The organism is Streptomyces sp. BR1, from assembly GCF_052373795.1.
Lineage (GTDB): Bacteria > Actinomycetota > Actinomycetes > Streptomycetales > Streptomycetaceae > Streptomyces.
Genome location: NZ_CM126252.1, coordinates 3,724,014 through 3,745,344 on the forward strand (window position 1 = coordinate 3,724,014; position 21,331 = coordinate 3,745,344).

At 70.2% G+C, this 21,331-nt stretch carries 23 protein-coding genes and 1 tRNA gene; 10 read left to right on the plus strand and 14 right to left on the minus strand.

Features of this window, described 5'->3' with window-relative positions:
• Window positions 1–61: 61 nt before the first annotated feature.
• A complete protein-coding gene (locus ACT1U9_RS16185; protein WP_444533452.1) occupies window positions 62–610 on the minus strand; it encodes a toxin in 549 nt (182 codons plus the stop codon).
• A 164-nt stretch (window positions 611–774) separates the two neighbouring features.
• Window positions 775–1,260 (minus strand): hypothetical protein, encoded by a 486-nt coding sequence (locus tag ACT1U9_RS16190; protein WP_444533453.1) that lies wholly within the window; start codon window positions 1,258–1,260, stop codon window positions 775–777.
• Between the two features lie 441 nt (window positions 1,261–1,701).
• Between ACT1U9_RS16190 and ACT1U9_RS16195 the strand changes: the two genes are divergently transcribed.
• Window positions 1,702–2,124 (plus strand): MazG nucleotide pyrophosphohydrolase domain-containing protein, encoded by a 423-nt coding sequence (locus ACT1U9_RS16195; RefSeq protein ID WP_444533454.1) that lies wholly within the window; start codon window positions 1,702–1,704, stop codon window positions 2,122–2,124.
• Window positions 2,125–2,154: 30 nt separating this feature from the next.
• Here ACT1U9_RS16195 and ACT1U9_RS16200 read toward each other — a convergent pair whose 3' ends face one another.
• Window positions 2,155–4,191 (minus strand): protein kinase domain-containing protein, encoded by a 2,037-nt coding sequence (locus ACT1U9_RS16200; RefSeq protein WP_444533455.1) that lies wholly within the window; start codon window positions 4,189–4,191, stop codon window positions 2,155–2,157.
• Window positions 4,192–4,607: 416 nt separating this feature from the next.
• Here ACT1U9_RS16200 and ACT1U9_RS16205 point away from each other — a divergent pair, with 416 nt between their 5' ends.
• The 3 genes from ACT1U9_RS16205 to ACT1U9_RS16215 all read left to right on the plus strand — a co-directional run bounded on the left by ACT1U9_RS16205 (window position 4,608) and on the right by ACT1U9_RS16215 (window position 6,524).
• The gene (locus ACT1U9_RS16205; protein WP_444533456.1) at window positions 4,608–4,961 is read left to right on the plus strand and encodes an STAS domain-containing protein; all 354 of its coding nucleotides are present in this window, start codon (window positions 4,608–4,610) and stop codon (window positions 4,959–4,961) included.
• An 88-nt stretch (window positions 4,962–5,049) separates the two neighbouring features.
• Complete coding sequence (locus ACT1U9_RS16210) at window positions 5,050–5,778, plus strand: GAF and ANTAR domain-containing protein (RefSeq protein WP_444533457.1); 729 nt, start codon at window positions 5,050–5,052, stop codon at window positions 5,776–5,778.
• Window positions 5,775–6,524: an ANTAR domain-containing protein gene (locus ACT1U9_RS16215; RefSeq protein WP_444533458.1), complete on the plus strand. Its 750-nt coding sequence runs from the start codon at window positions 5,775–5,777 to the stop codon at window positions 6,522–6,524. The genes ACT1U9_RS16210 and ACT1U9_RS16215 overlap by 4 nt, the downstream gene beginning before the upstream one ends.
• A gap of 160 nt (window positions 6,525–6,684) precedes the next feature.
• Here ACT1U9_RS16215 and ACT1U9_RS16220 read toward each other — a convergent pair whose 3' ends face one another.
• The 8 genes from ACT1U9_RS16220 to ACT1U9_RS16255 form a co-directional block, all read right to left on the minus strand.
• On the minus strand, window positions 6,685–7,344 hold the full coding sequence (locus tag ACT1U9_RS16220) for a hypothetical protein (RefSeq protein WP_444533459.1): 660 nt from the start codon (window positions 7,342–7,344) through the stop codon (window positions 6,685–6,687).
• Window positions 7,341–7,769 carry an STAS domain-containing protein gene (locus tag ACT1U9_RS16225; protein WP_444533460.1) on the minus strand — a complete coding sequence of 143 codons (429 nt, stop codon included), beginning with the start codon at window positions 7,767–7,769 and terminating at the stop codon, window positions 7,341–7,343. Before ACT1U9_RS16225 ends, ACT1U9_RS16220 begins: the two co-directional genes overlap by 4 nt.
• Before the next feature lie 154 nt (window positions 7,770–7,923).
• Window positions 7,924–8,355, minus strand: a complete 432-nt coding sequence (locus ACT1U9_RS16230) for a DUF5994 family protein (protein ID WP_444533461.1) — start codon at window positions 8,353–8,355, stop codon at window positions 7,924–7,926.
• A 46-nt stretch (window positions 8,356–8,401) separates the two neighbouring features.
• Window positions 8,402–9,403, minus strand: a complete 1,002-nt coding sequence (locus ACT1U9_RS16235; protein ID WP_444533462.1) for an acyl-CoA desaturase — start codon at window positions 9,401–9,403, stop codon at window positions 8,402–8,404.
• Between the two features lie 97 nt (window positions 9,404–9,500).
• Window positions 9,501–10,385 (minus strand): slipin family protein, encoded by an 885-nt coding sequence (locus tag ACT1U9_RS16240; RefSeq protein WP_444533463.1) that lies wholly within the window; start codon window positions 10,383–10,385, stop codon window positions 9,501–9,503.
• Between the two features lie 73 nt (window positions 10,386–10,458).
• Window positions 10,459–10,722 (minus strand): hypothetical protein, encoded by a 264-nt coding sequence (locus tag ACT1U9_RS16245; protein ID WP_444533464.1) that lies wholly within the window; start codon window positions 10,720–10,722, stop codon window positions 10,459–10,461.
• Window positions 10,723–10,727: 5 nt separating this feature from the next.
• Window positions 10,728–11,303 (minus strand): DUF5994 family protein, encoded by a 576-nt coding sequence (locus tag ACT1U9_RS16250; protein ID WP_444533465.1) that lies wholly within the window; start codon window positions 11,301–11,303, stop codon window positions 10,728–10,730.
• Between the two features lie 204 nt (window positions 11,304–11,507).
• A tRNA-Gly gene (locus ACT1U9_RS16255) sits at window positions 11,508–11,581 on the minus strand.
• Window positions 11,582–11,829: 248 nt separating this feature from the next.
• On the opposite strand from ACT1U9_RS16255, the gene ACT1U9_RS16260 reads away from it, so the two are divergent.
• The 3 genes from ACT1U9_RS16260 (at window position 11,830) to ACT1U9_RS16270 (ending at window position 13,231) form a co-directional block, all read left to right on the plus strand.
• Window positions 11,830–12,015 (plus strand): hypothetical protein, encoded by a 186-nt coding sequence (locus ACT1U9_RS16260; RefSeq protein WP_188277310.1) that lies wholly within the window; start codon window positions 11,830–11,832, stop codon window positions 12,013–12,015.
• Between the two features lie 70 nt (window positions 12,016–12,085).
• Window positions 12,086–12,661 carry a dCTP deaminase gene (gene dcd, locus ACT1U9_RS16265; RefSeq protein WP_188276843.1) on the plus strand — a complete coding sequence of 192 codons (576 nt, stop codon included), beginning with the start codon at window positions 12,086–12,088 and terminating at the stop codon, window positions 12,659–12,661.
• Between the two features lie 72 nt (window positions 12,662–12,733).
• Window positions 12,734–13,231 (plus strand): phosphoribosyltransferase, encoded by a 498-nt coding sequence (locus tag ACT1U9_RS16270; RefSeq protein ID WP_188276844.1) that lies wholly within the window; start codon window positions 12,734–12,736, stop codon window positions 13,229–13,231.
• Window positions 13,232–13,299: 68 nt separating this feature from the next.
• Here ACT1U9_RS16270 and ACT1U9_RS16275 read toward each other — a convergent pair whose 3' ends face one another.
• Both ACT1U9_RS16275 and ACT1U9_RS16280 read right to left on the minus strand, forming a co-directional pair.
• The gene (locus tag ACT1U9_RS16275) at window positions 13,300–14,277 is read right to left on the minus strand and encodes a Yip1 family protein (RefSeq protein ID WP_444533466.1); all 978 of its coding nucleotides are present in this window, start codon (window positions 14,275–14,277) and stop codon (window positions 13,300–13,302) included.
• A 120-nt stretch (window positions 14,278–14,397) separates the two neighbouring features.
• On the minus strand, window positions 14,398–15,429 hold the full coding sequence (locus ACT1U9_RS16280) for an FG-GAP repeat domain-containing protein (RefSeq protein ID WP_444533467.1): 1,032 nt from the start codon (window positions 15,427–15,429) through the stop codon (window positions 14,398–14,400).
• Between the two features lie 299 nt (window positions 15,430–15,728).
• Here ACT1U9_RS16280 and ACT1U9_RS16285 point away from each other — a divergent pair, with 299 nt between their 5' ends.
• A complete protein-coding gene (locus ACT1U9_RS16285; protein WP_444533468.1) occupies window positions 15,729–16,736 on the plus strand; it encodes a hypothetical protein in 1,008 nt (335 codons plus the stop codon).
• Between the two features lie 133 nt (window positions 16,737–16,869).
• Here ACT1U9_RS16285 and ACT1U9_RS16290 read toward each other — a convergent pair whose 3' ends face one another.
• On the minus strand, window positions 16,870–19,155 hold the full coding sequence (locus ACT1U9_RS16290) for a (Fe-S)-binding protein (protein ID WP_444533469.1): 2,286 nt from the start codon (window positions 19,153–19,155) through the stop codon (window positions 16,870–16,872).
• A gap of 255 nt (window positions 19,156–19,410) precedes the next feature.
• On the opposite strand from ACT1U9_RS16290, the gene ACT1U9_RS16295 reads away from it, so the two are divergent.
• Together ACT1U9_RS16295 and ACT1U9_RS16300 are read left to right on the plus strand one after the other, a co-directional pair.
• A complete protein-coding gene (locus ACT1U9_RS16295) occupies window positions 19,411–20,436 on the plus strand; it encodes an MraY family glycosyltransferase (protein WP_444533470.1) in 1,026 nt (341 codons plus the stop codon).
• A complete protein-coding gene (locus ACT1U9_RS16300) occupies window positions 20,433–21,215 on the plus strand; it encodes an FkbM family methyltransferase (RefSeq protein WP_444533471.1) in 783 nt (260 codons plus the stop codon). Before ACT1U9_RS16295 ends, ACT1U9_RS16300 begins: the two co-directional genes overlap by 4 nt.
• Window positions 21,216–21,331: the final 116 nt, after the last annotated feature.

The following is a 21,331-nucleotide window of genomic DNA, read 5'->3' on the forward strand; positions in this document are numbered from 1 at the left end:
GCAGGAATGGGGGAGTTCTTTGTGAGCGGGGGTCGTGGTCTTCGTACGGGGTTACTGGTTCTCAGTCCGTCCGTCGGAACAGGCCGCGGCGGCGGTGGGCGACCGGCCGGGAGAGGGAGTTGGCGAGGCGGCCGACCATGTCGTCGCTGGTCACGTCCATGGCCATCCGGGGGATGAGGGAGGCCCCGAACTCGGCGACGCGTTCGTCGTGGGTGTCGTACTGGGCCCGGGCCTGGACGGTGGCGCCCGAGTTGACGACCCGCTGGATGAGCGAGGTGTCGAAGACGGGCAGCAGGGCTTTGAGCTGATCGGCGTCGAGCGTGGTGCCGTGGTCGAACCACTCGTGGCAGAGCTCGTGCAGGATGACGTGCTGGGTCTGGTAGTCGGTGGGTCGCCGACGGTAGAGCACGAAACTGGTGTTGCCGGACTTCAGCCGCAGTCCACAGGCGGCGTTGACCCGCGCGAGGCGGTCGGGCAGCTCCCGCAGCACGATGGTCCGGCCACGGGTCTCCTCCATGTTCGCCACGAGGGCCGCGATGCTGAACGGAGCGGGAATGGGAAGGTCGGCGAGCCCGGCTTCGCACTCTTTCCGCAGCTCGCGCATGGACATGGAGGCCTCTGGGTCCCTCTGGGCGTAGTCACGCGTGCGTATGGAGAAGCGATCGGTCACGGGTACGCGTATGCCGCGTAAGCGCGATCGACCGGCGCATCTTAACGAACGACTCTGAACACGGCGACGGGGGCGGGCCCGGGTTTTCCGCGTACGCGAGAGGGTCAGGCGGGGGACGGCCCGTCGGGATCCGTGGTGGCGCCCTTGGTCTCCTCCAACAGGGAGAGGGCGAACTGGAGCAGCTCGGCGGAGAGGCCGTCGTCGTCCAGGCCGCGCCCCGCGATGCCGCTGATCTCGCCCGTACGCCGCTTGGCGAGGAACTGGAGCCCCGACACGACGTCGTCGACGACCTCGGACTCCTCCTTGAAGAACCGCCAGTCGACGCCGAAGCCGAGGCCGAGCGCCTTGAGGATGTCCTCGGAGGGGTGGGTGACCTTGCCCGCGAGGATGTTGGAGAAGTAGCTGTGCGACAGGGAGCCGCCGCGCTCCTTCACCAGGTCGGAGAAGGTGCGCCCCGAGACCTTCTCCCCCGGGAAGGTCTTCTCCACCATGTACTCGACCTTCTGCTGCAAGGTCGTCAGCTCAGGCGCGTGAGGCATGTCGGGCGTCCGCGGCATGCGCTCTGCGGCGAGCTCGTCTCCGTCGTCCATCGGGTCCCCACCCTGTCTGGTCAGAACTGGGCTTGCACAAACACTCTACGCCACTGTTAACTCGAAAAAACACGGGCAGGGGGCCACGAGGGGAGTCCCTTGCCCGTGTGAAGGCCCCGCCATGCCCGAAAGCGGGTGTCGTGGTGTTGGTCTTGTTTTTCCCTGCCCGGACATAGGCGTAGCCCTTCGCGACGGGGGATGCACGAAGGGCTACCCGTACATTATGACACCGAGTCAGCCCCGCCGGACAGGCGGGCCGCCGATCGCGTCTGCGTACGTAGGTTGAGGGACCCGGGGGTGCCCGGTCCCGGGAGACTGCGGGCCAACTGACAGTGATACTGGCGGACTTGAACGAGCCCCGCGCGGAACTCCTCACGCGTCCAGCGGGGTTGGGTGATCCTGCTGACACAGGGGGCGGGGGCGGGACGTAAAATCATGGCAATGAGAGACCCCGAAACAGAGAACCGGTCCTCCCCGGCAAGGCTGGTGCGAGAGTTCCACACCACCTTCGGCCTGGACGCCCGCAGCACGCCCACCGAGATCCCGCCCGACCTGGCCGCCCACCGCCGCGACCTCCTGGTCGAGGAGGCCGCGGAGGCGGCCGAGGTCGCGGTCGACGGCCCGCTGCCCCACCTGGCCCACGAACTCGCGGACGTCGTGTACGTGGCGTACGGCACCGCCCTGGTCCACGGCATCGACCTCGACCAGGTCATCGCGGAGATCCACCGCGCGAACATGACCAAACTGGGCCCCGACGGCCGCCCCCTGCTCCGAGCCGACGGCAAGGTCCTGAAGGGGCCGAACTACCGCGCCCCGGACGTGTCGGAGGTCCTGCGCGACCAGGGCTGGCCGGGCACGCCGTAACACCACCCCGCCACACCCCCGGCGCTCACCTCACGCCCCGTTCCTCCACAACTGCTGGGACTGGTCGCTGTCGCACGTGGTGACCATGGGGCCGGGGGTGCCGCCGTAGGGCGGGGCGGCTATTTCCAGGCAGTGGCCGGTCTCCGTGTTCTCCAGGGTCTGGCCGCCCGATGCCGTCGTGCCCACGCGCCAGTGGACGTAACCCGTGCCCCCGTAGCCGCCGTTGCAGGAGCTGAGCTGGGCCGTGTAGTCGTTGACGTTGGGGGCCGACAGGCAGTTCCCGCTGGCCCGGTTGACCAGCTGGAAGGTGCCGCTGCCCGTCGAACGGAGCGTCCAGGTGTCGGCGTAGCTGGCGCTGCACGAGCCGTACCCGGGATAGACGCTTCCGTCGCCGGACACGCACTGGTGGGTCTGGGCGTTCTGGAGGCGGGCCGTCGTACCGGGGGAGAAGGTGGTGGAGGAGGACGGGGGGTCCGCGGGGGGCTTGGGGTCGGATGTCCGCTGGGACGTGCCGGGAGGCTGCTGTTGGCCTCCGTCCGACCCGCCCGTACCGCCCGTACCGCCTGGCTTGCCGCCCGATGCCGGGGCGCCCGGCTGCTGCCCGCCCGGGTTCGTGCCGCCCGGCTGCCCGGTTCCGCCGGGCGGGGGTGTGGCGGCTCCGGACGAACCGGGGGAGGGTGACGTGGATGCCGATGCGGAGGGGGGCGGGGTCGTCTTGCCCGGCGGCATCGGCATGGACGGTACGGATCCCGGCGGGGACGCCGCCGTGTTCGGGCGGTCCGTGCCCCAGGGGGAGTACACGTTCGGCAGGACCGTGACCGCCGTGACCGTACCGGCGACCACCACCACGGGCAGCACGGCCACCATGATCCGCGTACGGCGTGGGCGCGGCTCGCGAGCGGTGGCCGCCTCTTTCGGTGTGACCGTCACCGGCTCGGGGGACGCCGGGAGCGCCGGGACCGTCGCCGGACGCGTCGCCGCCAGCACCGCCTCCGGCGCCGGTACCGACGCCGTGAACTCCGTCCGCCGCGCGATCCGCGCCGCCACGGTCGGCGGCCACGGGCCGCTCTGCGTGGCCACCCGCGCGCTCGTCAGCTCCAGCAGGTCCGTCGCCGAGGGGCGGGCCGACGGGTCCTTGGCCAGGCACCTCAGCAGGAGGTCCGCCAGCTCCGTGTCCACGTTCCGCACCGCGTCGAGGTCGGGTTCCTCGTGCACGATCCGGTACAGCAGATCGAGCCCGCTGCCCTCGCCGAACGGCGCCAGCCCCGTCGCCGCGTGGCCGAGCAGGCAGCCCAGCGAGAAGACGTCCGACGCGCCGGTCAACTGCTTGGCGCCAGAAGCGCGTTCGGGAGCCATGAAGCCGGGCGTGCCGATGACCATGCCGGTCTGGGTCAGCTTGCTCTGGTCGGCGGCGCGCGCGATCCCGAAGTCGATCAGGTTGAGGCCGTCCGTGGTCAGCATGACGTTGGAGGGCTTGAGATCGCGGTGCACCATGTCGAGCGCGTGCACCGCCTCCAGGCAGCGCGCCATCTCCCGCAGCAGCGCCCACAGCGAGTCGGCGGGCAGCGGACCGCCGTGGAGCTCCATCGCCTCGGCGAGGGTGATTCCCGGTACGTACTCGGTGGCGAACCACGGCGGCCGGGCGGTGCGGTCCGTGGCCAGCAGCCGGGCGCTGATGCCGCCCGGCAGTTTGGCCAGGTTGTCCAGCTCCTGCCCGAAGTGCCGCAGGAAACCGGGGTCTTCGGCCACGATCGGCAGGACCTGCTTCACGGCGGCGTAGTGGCCGGGCGCGATACCGAGGTAGACCCGGCCCATCCCGCCCGAGCCCAGCACACCCGCGAGCGGGAACGCGCCTATCTGGCGGGGGTCTTCGGGGGAGAGCGGGGTGGCCCCGCTCCCGCTCAGGTCGAGGGCCGGGCCCTCGGCCCGGGGAGTCCCGTCGGCCTTCGGCAGCAGCCGCAACGTCGACGTCGAAGGCCTCCCGCCCGGCTGCGGAACCCGGCCGTCCCCGGCGAAGCCCCCGTCCGGGACCTCGTCCCGTTTCCTGCCCCCGCGCCACAGCTTCACAGACCGCTCCCCCGTAACAACCGTCCCGTGCCAAGCCCCCGTACGGCGTCGTGCGAACTCGCCCTCGGCGCGGGAGAGTTGTGGCGATGCGGTACAGGTGAGCGTCATGATGCCTGGTTCTAGAACAATATTCTAGTTAGGCAAGTGCGACGGAACTCCCCTTCTGTTCGCCATGGCGCGATGTCCGTGTGGGCTGCCGGTGGCCCGGAGCCCGAAGTGAACAGCGAAACGGCCCGAAACAACCGGATTGCGCCAGCGGAACGTCAAGAGAGATCAGCTCGTGCCGGAGGGGACCGTCGGGGAGCGCCGGGGAACCGGGAAGCCATATCCTCCTCTCGCGGGCGCCCCTGACCTCGGCCGTATCTCCGCAGACTGCTCTGTCCCACTCGTACGCAGCATCTGAGGAGACGGCCCGCATGGGCACCACTCCCGAACCGGCGCAGGACTGCCGCGTGATCAGGGTGACCGGCGAACTCGATCTACTGACCGCTCCACGCCTCGCCGGCAGCTTGGCAAGGGCCCGACGGGGGGCTCAAGTGCCGTACGTAGTCGCCGATTTGAGCGACGTCACCTTCATGGACTGCAGCGCTCTGGGCGCACTGTGCGCGGCGCGGACCGCCTGCCGGGACCGCGGCGGGTGGCTGCGCCTGGTCTACACCAGGCGCGGTATCGGCCTCCTGCTCCGGGCCGTCGACCTCACCGGCGACTTCCCCCGGTACGCCACCGTCGACGAGGCCCGGCGGGGGCGGCCTTCGGTCATGTCCCGTTAGGCACGGGCGGCGGGGCGCCGAGGACGCGGATAGTGTGGACAGTGAGCCGGTGGGCAGGTTGCCCGGGACCCCGGCAGGGCGGATTCCAGTGATCAGCGACGGCATGGCCGACGTGCTCAGGTCGTTGCGTCACGGTGACAGCAACGTTCTGGCGGTCGCCTGCGCGCGAGCCCTGGGGGTCGAAGGCGTCGCGGTGTCCCTGCTGGTCGGGGAGGACCAAGAGGTGGAGCCGCTGTGGCGTTCGCCGGGTCTCACCGCGCGATTCGAGGAGCTGCAGTTCACCCTCGGTGTGGGCCCCGGCCCGGACGCCGCGCGAAGCGGCGCGGTCGTCATGGCGCCGGATCTGCGCGCCGTGCGGTCCGACCGCTGGCCCGCTCTGCTGCCCCAGGTCCGGGAGCTGGGCGTGGCCGGTGTGTGCTGCTTTCCGCTGGGTCTCGGCGGGATCCGGCTGGGGGTGCTGAGCGTGGTGACCTCGATACCGAGCGCCGTCATGCCGGAGCAGCAGTGCGTCGACGCCCTTTCCCTGGCCGCCGCGCTGACCGGGCTGCTCCTGGAGGGCGACGGGAACGGGCAGGCGGCTTCCGGGACGGTCACGGGGGCGCCCAGGGAGTTGCACCGGGCGGTGGTGCACCAGGCGACCGGCATGATCAGCGTCCAGCTGGACGTTTCACTGGCGGAGGCCATGCTGCGGCTGCGGGCGTTCGCCTACAGCCGGGATCTGCCGCTCGGCGACGTAGCCGGGGACGTAGTGGCCAGACGGCTGCGGTTCAACGACGATAGAGACGGGCCCTACTCGCCCGACGGTCGAAAGGGATGATCGGCATGGCCCGCGAACAACGTCTGGCAGAGGTCTTCATGGAGGTCGCCGACTCCCTGACAGACGACTTCGACGTCCTCGACCTGCTCCAGCGCCTGTCGATCCGGTGCGTCGAACTCCTCGACGTCTCGGCGGCCGGGATCCTGCTCGCCGACCCGCTCGGCGAACTGCAGGTCGTGGCCGCGTCCGACGAACACGCCCGCATCCTGGAGCTGTTCGCCCTCCAGCACGACCAGGGTCCGTGCGTGGAGTGCTACCACAGCGGTACGGCCAGGACGAACATCGACCTCAACAGTCCCAGGGCGACGGCGGGTTGGCCGCGCTTCGCCAACCGGGCGCGCGAGACCGGTTACGTGACCACGCACGCGATCCCGCTGCGGCTGCGGGACCGCAACATCGGCGCGCTCAACCTCTTCCAGGCGGCCCCCCACCGCCTGGGCGAGAGCGACATCGCGCTCGCCCAGGCCCTCGCCGGCGTCGCCACGATCACGATCCTCCAGCAGCGGACCCTGGAGCAGTCCCACATCGAGAGGACCCAGCTCCAGACGGCGCTCAACAGCCGGATCCTGGTGGAGCAGGTCAAGGGCATCCTCGCCGAGCGCTGGCAGACCTCGCCGGACCGGGCGTTCTTCGCGTTCCGCGGCTACGCCCGGAGCAATCACCTGCGACTGGCCGACTTCGCCACGTCGATCATCGTCGGCACATTCGACACGGCCGTCATCCCGCTGCCCCTGCCCGAAGAGTGACGGGCGGGGGCCCGTCGCGCCCTGACCCCAGGGGGACGAAGGCGAGGCGGTGCCGGGTGGGCACGCCGATCCGGACGGTGGCCATGGCCGGCTCCCGGGTCCGGCTCCGTGCCCGGTGGACCGTTCCGGCACGGCCACCGGCTGATGGTCGTCACGTGACTCACCGGGTCCGGCTGGAGTGGGGAAGTCCCGTCTGCGGTACGGCGGTTGGTTGCGGGAACGGGAGAATCAGCGCCCAGAGCAGCGGTGGGCCGGTCTGCCGCCACACCGCTCCGATGTCCTGCCAGCCTGCGGACCGGAGGGAGTCGAGGGTCGGCAGGTCGGCCGGGTCCACCAGGGCCGCGCCGAGCGATGCCCGGTGGCCGGTCAGCAGCTGTTCCTGTAGTCGGCAGGCGAGCTCCTGACCCGCGCGGTGCGGGCGGACCAGGACCTTGGAGACCGCGAAGACACGGCCGGAGGCGGTGAGTTGCTCGACATCGTACGGGAGCGTCCCGTCGAACCCGGACCACCACCGGCCGTCGCTTCGCACCGGGAACCCGAAGGCGCACCCCACCAGGCAGTCGGTCTCCGCGATCACGAGGGCGAATCCCGGTCGCCGGATGTCGTCGGCGAGGCGGTGCAGGAAGCCCGTCCGCCGGTGGCTGCGGTACTTCTCGCCGGTCGTCGTCCCGCAGGACTCCGTGTACAGGTCTGCCAGGTCCTCCCGCATGTCCTGGGCCAGCCACCGGCTCACCCGGCGCAGCCGCACCGCTGCCATGAGGTACCGGTCGTCGTACGCGCTCCGGCGGTGCGGCTCCGGCCGGGCTCGGGCCGCCGTCACGGCGTACCACCCGCGACGGCGGAGCCCACGGACGCCAGGCGGCGCAGCGTCACGCGGCACCCCGTGGGTGTCGAAGCCGGTGTCACCGCGAGCGGCCGGTGTCCGAACGGGGGTTCCAGGCGCAGGAATCCGGTGCCGACGAGCCCGACCATCCGGGCCAGTGGCGGGGGCGGATAGTGCAGCCGCAGGGAACCGCCGAGCGCGGCGGCCCGCTGCGCCTCGTACAGGAAGGCGTTGAGTCCGCTCACGTCGCAGAAGGTGAGGGGGGTGAGGTCGACGTCGATGACGCGGATGCCGTCGAGCAGGCACTGTTCCAGGGTCTCGCGCAGCTGCGGCACGGTGGTCAGGTCGATCTCGCCGGCCAGGGTGATCAGCGACCGTCGGCTCGTGTCGTGCCGGTAGACGTTCAGTTGGGGCAGGGGCATGACGCCTCGGATCGGTAGATCTGCCGGCTCCGCCGAGTGGCGGAGCCGGACCAGCGGTCTTTCTCGGCGCGTTGTCGGGCGCCCGGCATGGTTCCGGCCCGGTCCGGCAGGGCCGTACCGCGCCGCACGCCTCGGCCTTACGGGCGGCGTGGACTCAGCACGCCGCCAACCGCCACGGTCCGGCCGGCAGGGGGCCGCCGGGGGCGGTGGCGGTGACCATCAGGCGCAGGGCCTCGGCCCTGGCCGTGGGGGGCGGGACGACCAGCAGGTCCCACCGGCCCCGGCCGGGGGAGAGCAGGCAGATCGTGTTCGGGGTGTGCCGACCGGTGGCCCGGTGCAGTTGGACGACGTGGTTGGCGATGAGCATCCGGCCGGGGAAGTCGGACCACATGGCGGCGTTCACGGTCGCGTGGGCGATCTGGGGCCAGCTGTGCGGCAACGCGCGGATCAGGCGCGGCAGTTCAATGGTCAGGTCGTCGGTGCGGGGCCACCAGGCACCGTCGATGGCGTGCGGGCCGGTGCCGCGCGGTGCGAGGCGCAGGCGTACCGGACGAAGGGACAGCAGGGGGCGGAGTGTCGTGGTCACGGGACAGGTCCTCCAGTACGGGAGACGGGGTTGGCTCTTCGCGGGCTCAGGTGCGGCGGGCGGCGATCCGGTCGGGGGTGGGCCAGTGCACGTCGCGCACCCAGCCGAGGCGCTCCAGGAGGCGGATGACGGCGGCGGACGGGTCGATCTGGCCGCGGTCGACGCCGTGCCGGGCGCTGGTGGGGTCGGCGTGGTGGAGGTTGTGCCAGCTCTCGCCGAAGGAGAGCAGGGCCAGTGGCCACAGGTTGGTGGCCCGGTCGTGGCGCCGGGTGCGGAACGGCCGCTCACCGATCAGATGGCACAGGGAGTTGACGCTCCAGGTCACGTGGTGGAGCAGGGTGATGCGGACGAGTCCCGCCCACAGCAGGGCCGTTGCCGCGCGTTCCCAGGTGCCGCCGATGGCCCAGCCGGCGGCGAACGGCAGGGCCAGCGTGAGGACGCACAGGACCGGGAAGGCGCGGGTGACGGTCCGGATGTCGCGGTCGGCCAGCAGGTCGGGCGCGTAACGGGCGGCCGGGGTCGGGTCGTTGCGAAACAGCCAGCCGATGTGCGAGTGGGCCAGTCCGCGCAGCTGTCCGCGCAGGTGGGTGCCGTAGCGGTACGGGGAGTGCGGGTCGCCGGGCCGGTCGGTGAAGGCGTGGTGGCGGCGGTGGGTGGCGACCCAGCCGATGGCGTCCCCCTGGAAGCTCATCGACCCGGCCACGGCGAGCGCGATGCGTACCGGCCGGACGGCCGTGTAGCCGCCGTGGGTGAGCCCGCGGTGGAAGCCGACGGTCACGCCCAGGCCCGTGACCGTGTAGAGGCCGAGGGCGAGCAGGACGTCGGCGGAGTGGATGAGGCTTCCCCACAGCAGCGGGCCGCCGACGCCGAGAGCGAGGAACGGTACGACGACGATCGCCCCGGTCACCGCCACGGACAGGCGTTCACCGCGGCTGCGTACCGGCTTCGGGCTGTCGTGGGGGAAGGGCGCGGTTTCGTCGTACTCCTGCGACGACGGGGCTTTCACCGCCGGACCGGTTGCAGACGAAGGGGGGAGACTGACGGACATGCACGGCTCCTTGGCCTCGGGGCGGTCGGTGCGTTCGCTGCGGCCGGGGTCCGGGGCTGCGGGAGTCGGGGCGAGGTGGGTCAGACCTGCTGCGAGGTCAGGCCTGCTGTCGGGTCAGGTCGGGCCGGTTGTTCGGGCCGGGCCGGTGGCCGGGTTTGTCGAGACCGACCGGGTCCGGGGTCGAGGGCAGGGCGGCCGATGCCGGGGAGGCGGCCGCGGATTCCCTGCTGAGGAAGGCTCCGAGTTCGCCGATGGTGCTCATCAGGGGTGCGGGGAAGACGACGGTGGTGTTCTTGTCGACGCCGATCTCCACGAGGCTTTGCAGGTTGCGGAGTTGGAGCGCCAGTGGGTGGGCCATCATCGTGTCCGAGGCGTCCCCGAGCGCGGCCGCGGCGAGCGATTCTCCTTCGGCGTTGATGATTTTGGCGCGCTTCTCCCGCTCGGCCTCGGCCTGGCGGGCCATCGCGCGCTTCATGCTGTCGGGCAGCTGGATGTCCTTGAGTTCGACCAGGGTGACCTCGACTCCCCACTCCGCGGTGGCGACGTCGAGGATCTCGCGGATGCCCACGTTGATGCGGTCGGTCTCCGACAGCGTCTCGTCCAGGGTGTGCTGGCCGACGACCTTGCGCAGGGTGGTCTGGGCGATCTGGTTGATCGCGGCGTGCACGTTCTCGATGGCGATGACCGACTTCACGGCGTCCACGACGCGGAAGTAGGCCACGGCCGATACGTCGACGCTGACGTTGTCGCGGGTGATGATGCCCTGCGACTGGATCGGCATCGTGACGATGCGCAGCGACACCCGGTGCAGGACGTCGACGACCGGGATGATCGTCCGCAGCCCGGGAGCGCGGGTGCCGGCCAGCCGCCCGAGCCGGAAGAGCACCCCTTGCTCGTACTGCTTGACGATCTTCAGGGCCATGGCCAGCGCCAGCAGCACGAGAAGGGCGAGGACGACGATGAGCGTGATCAGAAGCTGCATGTGCCGCTCCTTTCTACGAGGACCTGCGAGGACCTACGGATCCTGAGCGGGGTTCCGGACGATGCGCTCCGGATCAACGCCCTTGCCCCTGACGGATCCGGCGTCGCGGACGCAGTCGTCCACGGCCCCCGTCCTGGTGGTCGCGGCGGGCCGGGACGGCGGGCGGATCGGACTCACCCGGGAGCGGGCGTCGGCCGGGCTGGAACCGGCTGAACTGGTACCGGCTGTAGTGGTGCAGCGCGATCCTGTCGGCATGCTGGGCGTTGAGCAGATGGATCATCCATGCCGCTCCGGCGATCAGGATCAGCATGACGGCGATGGTCAGGGCCGTGGTCATGGCGGTCACATCCCCACCAGGAGGCGGCTGGGCCGGGCGGCCGCGCCGACGTGGGTCGAGGAGGCGCCGCCCTCGTACTCCCAGGCTTCCTCGGGGTCTTGCGGCCGGTCGGCGGCCGGCGGGTCGTGGCGGGACGCTTCCGCCGCGACGAGCGCGCTCGCGGTCGGCTGGGGGCCGGTGCCGTCGGTCGCGGCGGCCATGAGCCGGGCGGCCGCGGCGGCGGTGGTCCCCGGCGGAATCACCAGCAGGTCCCAGCGGCCGACGCCGTAGGACAGCAGCAGGAGCTTGTGCGGGTCCTGCTGCGTGAACCCGCCGACCTTCACCACATGGCCGCCGACGGGCACCTTGCGGGGCATGACGGGCCAGTGCTCGGGGTTGACGGCGACGCGGGTGATCCGTCCCCACAGCGGGTCGAGTACGCCGGTGAGTACGGGGAGTTCGCTCAGCAGATCGCGGGAGCGGGGCCACCAGGCGCCGTCCAGGAGCCCACGGGTGGTGCCCGGGGGCTTGAGGGCGAGGCGTACGGGCGGAGTCGCGGCGGGATCGCGCTGGGCCGGGAAAGGAAGGATGGTCGCGGACATGACGCGGACCCGTCTCCAGGCCACTGCCCGCGGACAGTGACACTGGTGTATTCGCTCCCCGAGGACGACGACGGCGCTGAGGCCGGGGTGCGAAGTGCCCTCGGTACTTCCAGCGTACTCCCAGGTAGGGGCCGACGGACCCGTCGCCGACACCAGCTCTCCGGACAGCAAAAAGGCCCGGGTCGATGACCTGGGCCTTGGTTGTGGAGCGAGTGACGGGAATCGAACCCGCGCTCTGAGCTTGGGAAGCTCATGTTCTACCATTAAACTACACTCGCGCGACCGGCTCCCCCGAAAGGGAATCGCATCGTCGCTCACCCTACCCCATGCCAGGCCCCCGGCGTATCAGCCCGGGGGCTTCTCGCGTTCCCGGGGCGGCGACAGGGGTGTGATCCGGCTGCCGGGGTGTGGAGTTGGGGCGTACCTTGAGGGGGTTCCGGGTGCTCGGAGTGCCGCCTGGAAGGGCGTCCCGTTCATCCCTTAATGTGGTGGTTTCTTCGTCCATGCTGGTTGTTGGGGAAGGGACTTGAGCCACTTGATGGACTCGCTGGAACGCACCGTCGTCCGCTGTGCCGAGGGGCATGTCTTCACCACCGAATCGTTCCCGATGCAGCAGCTCGGGGACGCGCGGATCGGGCCCGGGCGGCTGATCCGGTGCCCTCGCTGCGCGCGGCTGCGGCACGCCGTCCCCGTGACGGACGAGCAGCGGTAGACGGTACGCGGTGAGGCGCGCGGGTCTGTCCGATTACGGCAGCCCCGCGCACCCTGCGTATCCTCGGGACGTGCTTCTCTCAGACAAGGACATCCGGGCAGAGATCGACTCGGGTCGCGTCCGCATCGACCCGTACGACGAATCCATGGTCCAGCCATCGAGCATTGATGTGCGGCTCGACCGCTACTTCCGGGTGTTCGAGAATCACCGGTACCCGCACATCGACCCCGCCGTCGAGCAGCCCGACCTCACCCGGCTCGTCGAGCCGGAGGGCGACGAGCCGTTCATCCTCCACCCGGGGGAGTTCGTGCTCGCGTCCACCTACGAGGTCATCTCGCTCCCGGACGACCTCGCCTCCCGCCTTGAGGGCAAGAGCTCGCTCGGGCGGCTCGGGCTGGTCACGCACTCCACGGCCGGCTTCATCGACCCCGGCTTCTCCGGGCACGTGACGCTGGAGCTCTCCAACCTCGCCACCCTCCCGATCAAGCTGTGGCCGGGCATGAAGATCGGGCAGCTGTGCCTGTTCCGGCTGACCTCGCCCTCCGAGTCGCCGTACGGCTCGGAGCGGTACGGCTCCCGGTACCAGGGCCAGCGCGGACCGACCGCCTCGCGGTCGTACCTCAATTTCCATCGGACCCAGGTCTGAGCTGCGGACCCGGGTCCGATTCCTCGGACCAGGTCTGAGCTGCGGCAAGACGGCAAGAACGGTATGAGTGACATGAGCGACGTACGCGAGAACCTGACCTACGAGAAGTTCGGGGGCGCCATCCGCGACCTCGCGCAGACCATCGCGGACGACGGCTACGAGCCCGACATCGTGGTCTCCATCGCGCGCGGCGGCGTCTTCGTCGCCGGCGGCCTCGCCTACGCCCTGGACTGCAAGAACATCCACCTGGTGAACGTGGAGTTCTACACCGGCGTCGGCACCACCCTGGAGATGCCGGTCATGCTCGCGCCGGTCCCGAACGCCATCGACTTCTCCGGCAAGAAGGTCCTGATCACGGACGACGTCGCCGACACCGGCAAGACGCTCAAGCTCGTGCACGACTTCTGCGTCGAGCACGTCGCCGAGGTCCGCTCCGCCGTCATCTACGAGAAGTCGCACTCCCTGGTGAAGTGCGAGTACGTCTGGAAGCGCACCGACGACTGGATCAACTTCCCGTGGAGCGTCGAGCCCCCCGTCGTACGCCGTGAGGGCCAGGTCCTCGACGCGTAGGACAGTGGATACGTGAAAGGGGCCCGGGAGTCTTTTTCTCCCGGGCCCCTTTCACATATCCGTACGTACTAGATCGTGCCCAGCTTGATCAGGCTCAGCAGCGCCACCAGCTGGATCGCGCTCGCGCCCAGCGCCCTCGGCCAGGGCAGGTCGTGCGACTTGCTCACCATCGAGGTGAACAGCGCGCCCGCCGCCAGCCAGGTCAGCCAGCCGATCACCTGGACCAGGCCGTTGTCGCCGCCCAGGAACAGGGCGAGGAGCAGCCGGGGCGCGTCGGTGAGGGACATGATCAGCATGGAGAGGCCGACCGTCGGCTGCCAGGCGCCGTCGCCGCCGAGCTGGCGGGCCAGCGTGTGGGTGACCGCGCCCAGGATCATGCCGCCGACGACGAAGACCACACCGGTGACGAGCACCACCGGGACGGCGTTGGAGAGCGTCGTGTTGATGACGTCCGCGCGGGCCTTGTCGAAGCCGAAGATCGCGAGCAGACCGTAGAGGAACGTGACGAGGAGCGCCGGTATCCACACCGGGTAGTCGCGCATCTGCCAGAACGTGGGGCCCGGGCGCATCACGATGCCCCGGAGCAGGTCCTTCCAGTGCAGCCGCGGGCCCGGCGGGGGCGCGGCGACCGCGCCGGCGCGGTAGGCCGTCCCGGAGCCGTACGGGTCCTCGCCGATGCTGAAGGCCTGGGTGTGGCCGGGGCTGTCCGCGTACGGGTCCTGGGCGTAGCCGCCCCTTTGGCCCTGCTGCCCGTATCCGCCGCCCTGGCCGTAGTCGGCCTGCTGCCCGTAGCCGCCCTGTCCGTACGGCTGGCCCTGACCCTGGCCGTACGGCTGGCCCTGGCCGCCCTGGCCCTGGCCGTACGGGTCGCCGAAGTACTCCGGCTCACCCTGCTGCGGGTACTGCGGCTGCTGCTGCCCGTACCCGTACTGCTGCGCGCGCTGCTGCTGGGGGTCCGGCCACTGCTGCGCCCGGCCCTGCCCCTGCCGCGGTTGTTGTCGCGCGTTCCGGTCGTCCCGGCCGCGTCCCATCCTGAATCCAGCCACGCATTCGAACGTACCTGGTCTGACGGACCGCCAAGCCGGGGCGGCCGGAAGAGACACGGTTTGCGGCTGACCTGTGACATCCCCTAGGGGCTTCTGCTAGGGGTCTCCCGGAGGCGTCTTTCAGCCCCACCCCGCGGTCGTGAATCCCACGAGTGGCTTCGTGTCCCAGCCGCCCCTCGTGCCCGCGTACAGCGTCACCAGATCCTTCGCCTCGCCCCGGTGCGTACGGACGGCGATGTCCGGGATCTTGTCGCCGGTGAAGTCCGCGAGTTGGAGTACGTCGGTCACGGGGGCCGGGCCGCTGCCTGGGAGAGGAGTTACGGGTGGGGCGGCGACGCGGGGTGCGGTGTAGCGGCCGCCGGGGCGGGTCGGGCCGTTCGGGCCGCCGAGGAGCAGGCGGGACGCCGCGCCCGGTGCGGCCGAGGCGCGGACCACCAGGTCGTCGTACCCGTCCCCGTTCACGTCCGCCTTCGGCTCCGGCGCGGCCAGCACGGGCCCGCCGCCCGGGAGCGAGGCGCCCGCCGAGCGCGGGGCGCCGGTGCGGCTGAAGGGGCCGCGCAGGAAGCTGACGCGGCCGCCGGTCGCGGTGACCGCGAGATCGGTGGTCCCGTCGCCGTCGAAGTCGCCGCAGACGGGGTGGTCGGGCCAGTCGTTGCCGAACCGTGCCTGCTCGGGGATCTGGAGCACGACCGCGCGGCCGGTGAGGCCGCCGGGGCCGCCGAAGAGGATCTGGAGGGGTACGGGCGGGCGGCCGATGCCGTTGTACGGCGGGTCGGTGGTGACGATCAGGTCCGCGTACCCGTCCCCGTCCAGGTCGCACGATGCTTCCGCGTCGAACGTGGCGGGCGGCTTGCCGCCGACGGGGGCCGCGTTGCGGCGGGTGGTGAGGATCTGGCGGGTGCCGGGGTCCAGGCCCTTGTCGGCGGTGCCGTAGACGATCGCGATGCCCGGGGCGTCGCCGTAGTTGTCGGCCTTGACCAGGTCGTTGAGGACGAGGTCGCGGTGGCCGTCGCCGTTGAAGTCGTACGGGATCTTGCTGCCGTGCCCGTGCGGTACGGGTCGGAGTGCGCTCGCCGCTGCCTTGGTGGACGTGGGATGCGCGGCGGACGCGTCCGGGCCGCAGCCCACCGCACCCCACAGGGTCGCGGCCATCACCGCAGCCACTCCTGCCACAGCTCTACGTGTACGCACCGGCCTCTTCACGCGCCTCAGAATGCCGCATCTTGGGCCAAGGGTTAAGCGCTGGGTAGTCGTACCGGTGCAGGGAGTATGAATCTGGTTGAAATCGTGCCGATTTACATTCCCGTAGGCCAAGTACCAGCCGACCGTTACATTGCCTACGCATTACCCAGACATCGCATCCGTAACTTTCTTGTTGTCACCGCCGCAAAGGGCTACAGACACGACATAACTGCCGCTCAGTTCACGAGTTACGAGGAAGAGTCACCGATATGCGCGCCACCCGACGCACCCTTCGCACCGCCGCCATCGCCACCGGAGCCATTGCCGCGTTCGCCCTTCCGGCGGGCGCCGCGTTCGCCGCCGACTCGACGCCGGGTCCGGCCGACCAGCCCCAGGTTCTGCCGGGCAGCGACGACCCGAAGCCCGAGGTTCTGCCCGGCACGGACGACGACAAGAAGCAGGACGAGAGCAAGAAGGACGAGAGCAAGAAGGACGAGAGCAAGGACGAGTCCAAGAAGGATGAGTCCAAGAAGGACGACACGAAGAAGGAAAGCCGGTCCTTCGTGAAGTCCGTCAAGCTCGCCGACGGCTCCGTCGCCAAGGTCTACAAGCTCGGCCAGAACCACTACGAGGCCGAGATATGGGCGAACGGGACCAAGCTCGACACCCTTGTCGCGAACGGCTCTTCGGCGACTGGCGAGAACAATGGGCTGCATGTCGTGCTGACGCCTGGCGGCACCGTCTCCTCGTGGGTCGACGGGGGCAAGAAGGACGAGAAGAAGCACGACAAGCGGGAGCAGAAGAAGCAGGAGAAGAAGGACGAGCGCAAGGCCGTCTCCGCCGTGAAGGTCACGATGCCCGACGGGCGTATCGCGAAGCTGATCAAGACCACGGACGGTCCGCGCGTCGAGATCTCCATGCCGAACGGCAATTTCCTCGGCTCGATCGATCTGAAGAACCCGTCGACGCTGAACGACGGTTGGACGTACAAGATCGTGAACGCCGGTAAGGGCGTCTACAAGTTCGTTGTCATCGATGGCAAGAGCGGTGGGAACAGCTGGGTGTACGACTTCCAGGGGAAGCTGATCGAGAAGTACACCGTCCAGAAGGATGGGAAGAAGACCGGTGTGGTGCCCAAGGGTGCGGTTAAGGCCGGGGCCGAGGGTGTCTCTGGCAGCAGCCAGGTGCCGCTCATCGCGGCCGGTGGCGGGATGGCTGCCGCGGGTGCGGCGGGGCTGGGGTTTGCGCTCTACCACCGCCGGGGTCAGCAGCGCTGACGTCCCGTACGCAACAGCGGCCGGTTCTGCCTCGGGGGCAGGACCGGCCGCTGTTGTTTGGTTGTTTGCCGACTGCGGGCCGTCTTGGGCTGGTCGCGCAGTTCCCCGCGCCCCTAAAAACCAGGGGCGTCGGCTACTTCACCGGCTCGGGCTCCGGGGCGGACTCCGCGTCCTCGGACGCTGCCGGGTCCGCCGGGGTCTTCACCGACTCAAGGAGCAGCTGGGCCACGTCCACGACCTGGATGGATTCCTTGGCCTGGCCGTCGTTCTTCTTGCCGTTGACCGAGTCGGTCAGCATGACGAGGCAGAACGGGCACGCCGTGGAGACGATGTCGGGGTTCAACGACAGCGCTTCATCAACACGTTCGTTGTTGATGCGCTTGCCGATCCGCTCCTCCATCCACATCCGCGCGCCGCCCGCGCCGCAGCAGAAGCCGCGCTCCTTGTGGCGGTGCATCTCCTCGTTCCGCAGGCCCGGCACCTTCGCGATGATCTCGCGCGGGGGCGTGTAGACCTTGTTGTGACGGCCGAGGTAGCACGGGTCGTGGTAGGTGATCAGGCCTTCCACCGGCGTCACCGGGATCAGCTTGCCCTCGTCCACGAGGTGCTGGAGCAGCTGGGTGTGGTGGATGACCTCGTACTCGCCGCCGAGCTGCGGGTACTCGTTCGCGATGGTGTTGAAGCAGTGCGGGCAGGTCGCGACGATCTTCTTCGACGACTTCGGCTTCTTCGTCGACTCGTCCTCGTCGTCCTCGCCGAACGCCATGTTCAGCATCGCGACGTTCTCCTGGCCGAGCTGCTGGAACAGCGGCTCGTTGCCGAGGCGGCGCGGCGAGTCGCCGGTGCACTTCTCGTCGCCGCCCATGATCGCGAACTTGACGCCCGCCATGTGCAGCAGCTCCGCGAAGGCCTTGGTGGTCTTCTTGGCGCGGTCCTCAAGGGCGCCGGCGCAGCCGACCCAGTAGAGGTAGTCGACCTCGGACAGGTCCTCGACGTCCTTGCCGACGATCGGGACCTCGAAGTCGACCTCCTTGGTCCACTCGACGCGCTGCTTCTTGGCGAGACCCCAGGGGTTGCCCTTCTTCTCCAGGTTCTTGAGCATCGTGCCCGCCTCGGACGGGAACGCGGACTCGATCATCACCTGGTAGCGGCGCATGTCGACGATGTGGTCGATGTGCTCGATGTCGACCGGGCACTGCTCGACACAGGCGCCGCAGGTGGTGCAGGACCACAGGACGTCCGGGTCGATGACGCCGTTCTCCTCGGCGGTGCCGATCAGCGGGCGCTCGGCCTCGGCCAGCGCGGACGCCGGGACGTCCTTCAGCTGCTCGGGCGTCGCCTTCTCGTTGCCCGACCCCTTTTCTCCATCCGGAGCGGTCTTGCCGCCGCCCGCGAGCAGATACGGGGCCTTGGCGTGCGCGTGGTCGCGCAGGGACATGATCAGGAGCTTCGGCGAGAGCGGCTTGCCGGTGTTCCAGGCCGGGCACTGCGACTGGCAGCGGCCGCACTCGGTGCAGGTGGAGAAGTCGAGGATGCCCTTCCAGGAGAAGTGCTCGATCTGCGAGACGCCGTACACGTCGTCGTCGCCGGGCTCCTCGAAGTCGATCGCCTTGCCGCCGGAGCTCATCGGCTGGAGCGCGCCGAGCGTGGTGGAGCCGTCCGCGTTGCGCTTGAACCAGATGTTCGGGAACGCGAGGAAGCGGTGCCAGGCCACACCCATGTCGGTCTTGAGCGCGACCGTGATCATCCAGATGAAGGAGGTCGCGATCTTCAGGCCCGCGAAGAAGTACGTCAGGTTCTGGAGCGTGGAGACGTCCATGTCCCGGAACCAGGCGACGAACGGGTACGAGATGAAGAACGAGGCCTCGTAGCTGTCGACATGGTGCTGGGCGCCTTCGAGCGCGTGCAGCGTGAAGATGCAGATGCCGACGATGAGGATGACGGCCTCGACGAAGTACGCCTGGCCGATGTTGGAGCCCGCGAAGCGGGACTTGCGGCCCGGGCGGCCCGGGCGGCTCAGCTGCCGGATGACGATCAGCGTCAGGATGCCGAGCGCGGTCATCGTGCCGAGGAACTCGACGAAGACGTTGTACGGTGCCCAGTCGCCGATGATCGGGAGCAGCCAGTCCGCCTGGAAGAGCTGTCCGATGGCGTTGACGATGGTCAGCAGCAGCGAGAAGAAGCCGACCGCCACGAACCAGTGCGCCACACCGACGATGCCCCAGCGGTTCATCCGGGTGTGGCCGAGGAACTCCTTGGCCACCGTGACCGTACGCTGCACGGGTTCATCGGTACGGGTGCCGGCCGGTACGGGCTGGCCGAGCCGGACGAACTGGTAGATCTGCAGGATGGCACGGCCGAACAGCGCGACGCCGACCGCGATTAGGACCAGCGACACAATGATCGCGGCGAGTTGCATTTCGGGGCTCCTCGGGCCTGCGAGGGATTACTAAGCAGTAACTTATTGAGTTCGTTGCTGAGCGTACCCACTTATGCGGCCGCACTGTAGCCGCGCACGCGGTGATCTGTGTCGCTCAGGCCGACCTCAGTGACCATGGTCCGGCATGGGGTGGGGCATGGCTTACACGCGGTGCCTGCGGGCCGTCCGGCTGTTTTGAAATGTCCATCGTGTTATTCAGCCCATACACGGACATAACAATCTAACTTGGTTCGCATGATCTCCGGGCTCACGGCCGCCGTCGCCGCCCTGTTCTGCACGGCCTCGCTGGCCGGATTCCTCCGTTTCGCCCTGCGCCGCCACCGTACTGCGCGCTCCCTGGCCCATGTCCCGCGCCATGGCGGGATCGCGGTCGCGGTGGGCACGCTCGCCGCCGTCGGGGCCGGGCCCGCGCTCGGGCTCGTGGGGTTCGGCGAGGGGGTCGGGCCGGTGATCTCGGCGGGCGGCGCGGTCGCGCTGCTCGGGCTCGCGGGGGATCTGCGGCCGCTCGGGGCGCGGGTGCGGATCGGGGTGCAGACCGCCGCCGCGACCGTGGTGGTCGCCGTGGCGTCGGGGCTCTCGCCGGGGCCGGGCGCGCTCGCGGTGCTCTGGATCGTCCTGGTCACCAACGCCTTCAGCCTCCTGGACGCCTCCGACGGGGCGATGGGGACGGTGGCCGCGGTGACCGCGCTCGGGCTCGCCGTCTGCGCGATCTCCGACAACCTGCCCGGGCTCGCGCTGCTGCTCAGCGTGCTCGCGGCCTCGCTGACCGGGTTCCTGCTGCACAACTGGCATCCCGCGCGGATCGCGCTCGGCCACTGCGGCTCGCTCTTCACCGGGTTCGTGCTTGCCTGCGCGGCCGTGCTCGTCCACACGGAGGCGGATCCGGCGCGTGCGACCGCCTCTCTGTTCGCCTTCACGGCCGTCGTCCTCGCCGACGCGGTGCTGGTCCTTGTCTCCCGGCGGCGGGCCGGGCGGGCCGCGACCGAGGGGGCGGCCGACCACATCGCGCACCGGCTGCGCCGCAGTGGGCTGACCGTGCAGGGGACGGCCGTCGTCCTCGGGCTCGCCGCCTTCGCCGGGACGCTGACCGCGCTGCTCGTCCACGACGGCCGCGTGGCGCCGCCCGCCGTGCTGCCGCTCGCCCTGGGTGCGGGGGTCGCGGTGGTGGCGCTGCTGCGGATCCCGGTGTACGGGGACGAGGCGACGGGTCCGCGTACCGAATCCGCCCGCGAGGCGGCGGCCGAGGGAGCTCCGGCGTGACGTTCCCTCCGCTTCCCCGCGCGCTGTCGGCCATGCGCCGCCTCGGCCGTGTCGCCGGTCCCGGCCCGCTCGGCGCCGACGACGGTCCGCGTCTGGTGCGGCTGCTGCGGCGGTACGAGATCGACCTCGTGCTCGACGTCGGCGCGTACTCCGGCGCGTACGGGACCATGCTGCGGCGCTGCGGGTACGAGGGCCGCATCGTCTCCTTCGAGCCGCTGCGCGAGCCGCGCGCGGAGCTGCGGCTGCGGGCGGCGGAGGATCCGTGCTGGTCCGTGCAGCCGTACGCGCTCGGCCCGCGCACCGGGCCGCTGGTGCTGAACATCGCGGGTGACGCGGGGGTGAGCACGTCGGCGCTGCCGATGCTGGACCGGCACCGCTTGGCTGCGCCGCACACCGTGTACACAGGGACGCGGTGTGTCGACGCGCACCGGCTGGACGCCGTGTGGGAGGCGGTCACCGCGCCGGGCGAGCGGGTGTTCCTGCGGCTGGCCGTGCAGGGGTACGAGCGGGAGGTGCTGCGGGGGGCGGGTGCCTTTGCCGATGAGATCGTCGGGCTCCAGGCGGGGGCTTCGCTGGTGCCGCTGTACGAGGGGGGTGCGGGCTTCGACGACGTGCTGGCTCACGCGCGCGACGTCCTGGGTCTGTCCCTGATGTCTCTGCGACCGGGGCTCGCGGACCCGAGGGACGGTCGCCTGCTCTCCTGCGAGCTGGTGTTGCTACGGGAGGACACCCCCCACCCCGAAGAACAGATCCCGCCGCAGGTCGCCCACGCCGAGTGACAAGCCCCCACCCAACCCAGCACGGTCCGCAGACGAAGACCCCGGCCGCCCGCCCAGGCCACGCGGCGGAGCCGCAAAATGTCACAGCCGGGAAGGGGCGGGGTGGGGGCAAAAGA

Coding starts and splice junctions, on each gene's coding strand:
- ACT1U9_RS16185 (WP_444533452.1), bottom strand. CDS start 610: ATGTCCATGCGCGAGCTGCGGAAAGAGTGCGAAGCCGGGCTCGCCGAC.
- ACT1U9_RS16190 (WP_444533453.1), bottom strand. CDS start 1,260: ATGGACGACGGAGACGAGCTCGCCGCAGAGCGCATGCCGCGGACGCCC.
- ACT1U9_RS16195 (WP_444533454.1), top strand. CDS start 1,702: ATGAGAGACCCCGAAACAGAGAACCGGTCCTCCCCGGCAAGGCTGGTG.
- ACT1U9_RS16205 (WP_444533456.1), top strand. CDS start 4,608: ATGGGCACCACTCCCGAACCGGCGCAGGACTGCCGCGTGATCAGGGTG.
- ACT1U9_RS16215 (WP_444533458.1), top strand. CDS start 5,775: ATGATCGGCATGGCCCGCGAACAACGTCTGGCAGAGGTCTTCATGGAG.
- ACT1U9_RS16225 (WP_444533460.1), bottom strand. CDS start 7,769: ATGCCCCTGCCCCAACTGAACGTCTACCGGCACGACACGAGCCGACGG.
- ACT1U9_RS16235 (WP_444533462.1), bottom strand. CDS start 9,403: ATGTCCGTCAGTCTCCCCCCTTCGTCTGCAACCGGTCCGGCGGTGAAA.
- ACT1U9_RS16240 (WP_444533463.1), bottom strand. CDS start 10,385: ATGCAGCTTCTGATCACGCTCATCGTCGTCCTCGCCCTTCTCGTGCTG.
- ACT1U9_RS16245 (WP_444533464.1), bottom strand. CDS start 10,722: ATGACCACGGCCCTGACCATCGCCGTCATGCTGATCCTGATCGCCGGA.
- ACT1U9_RS16250 (WP_444533465.1), bottom strand. CDS start 11,303: ATGTCCGCGACCATCCTTCCTTTCCCGGCCCAGCGCGATCCCGCCGCG.
- ACT1U9_RS16270 (WP_188276844.1), top strand. CDS start 12,734: ATGAGCGACGTACGCGAGAACCTGACCTACGAGAAGTTCGGGGGCGCC.
- ACT1U9_RS16280 (WP_444533467.1), bottom strand. CDS start 15,429: ATGGCCGCGACCCTGTGGGGTGCGGTGGGCTGCGGCCCGGACGCGTCC.
- ACT1U9_RS16285 (WP_444533468.1), top strand. CDS start 15,729: ATGCGCGCCACCCGACGCACCCTTCGCACCGCCGCCATCGCCACCGGA.
- ACT1U9_RS16290 (WP_444533469.1), bottom strand. CDS start 19,155: ATGCAACTCGCCGCGATCATTGTGTCGCTGGTCCTAATCGCGGTCGGC.
- ACT1U9_RS16295 (WP_444533470.1), top strand. CDS start 19,411: ATGATCTCCGGGCTCACGGCCGCCGTCGCCGCCCTGTTCTGCACGGCC.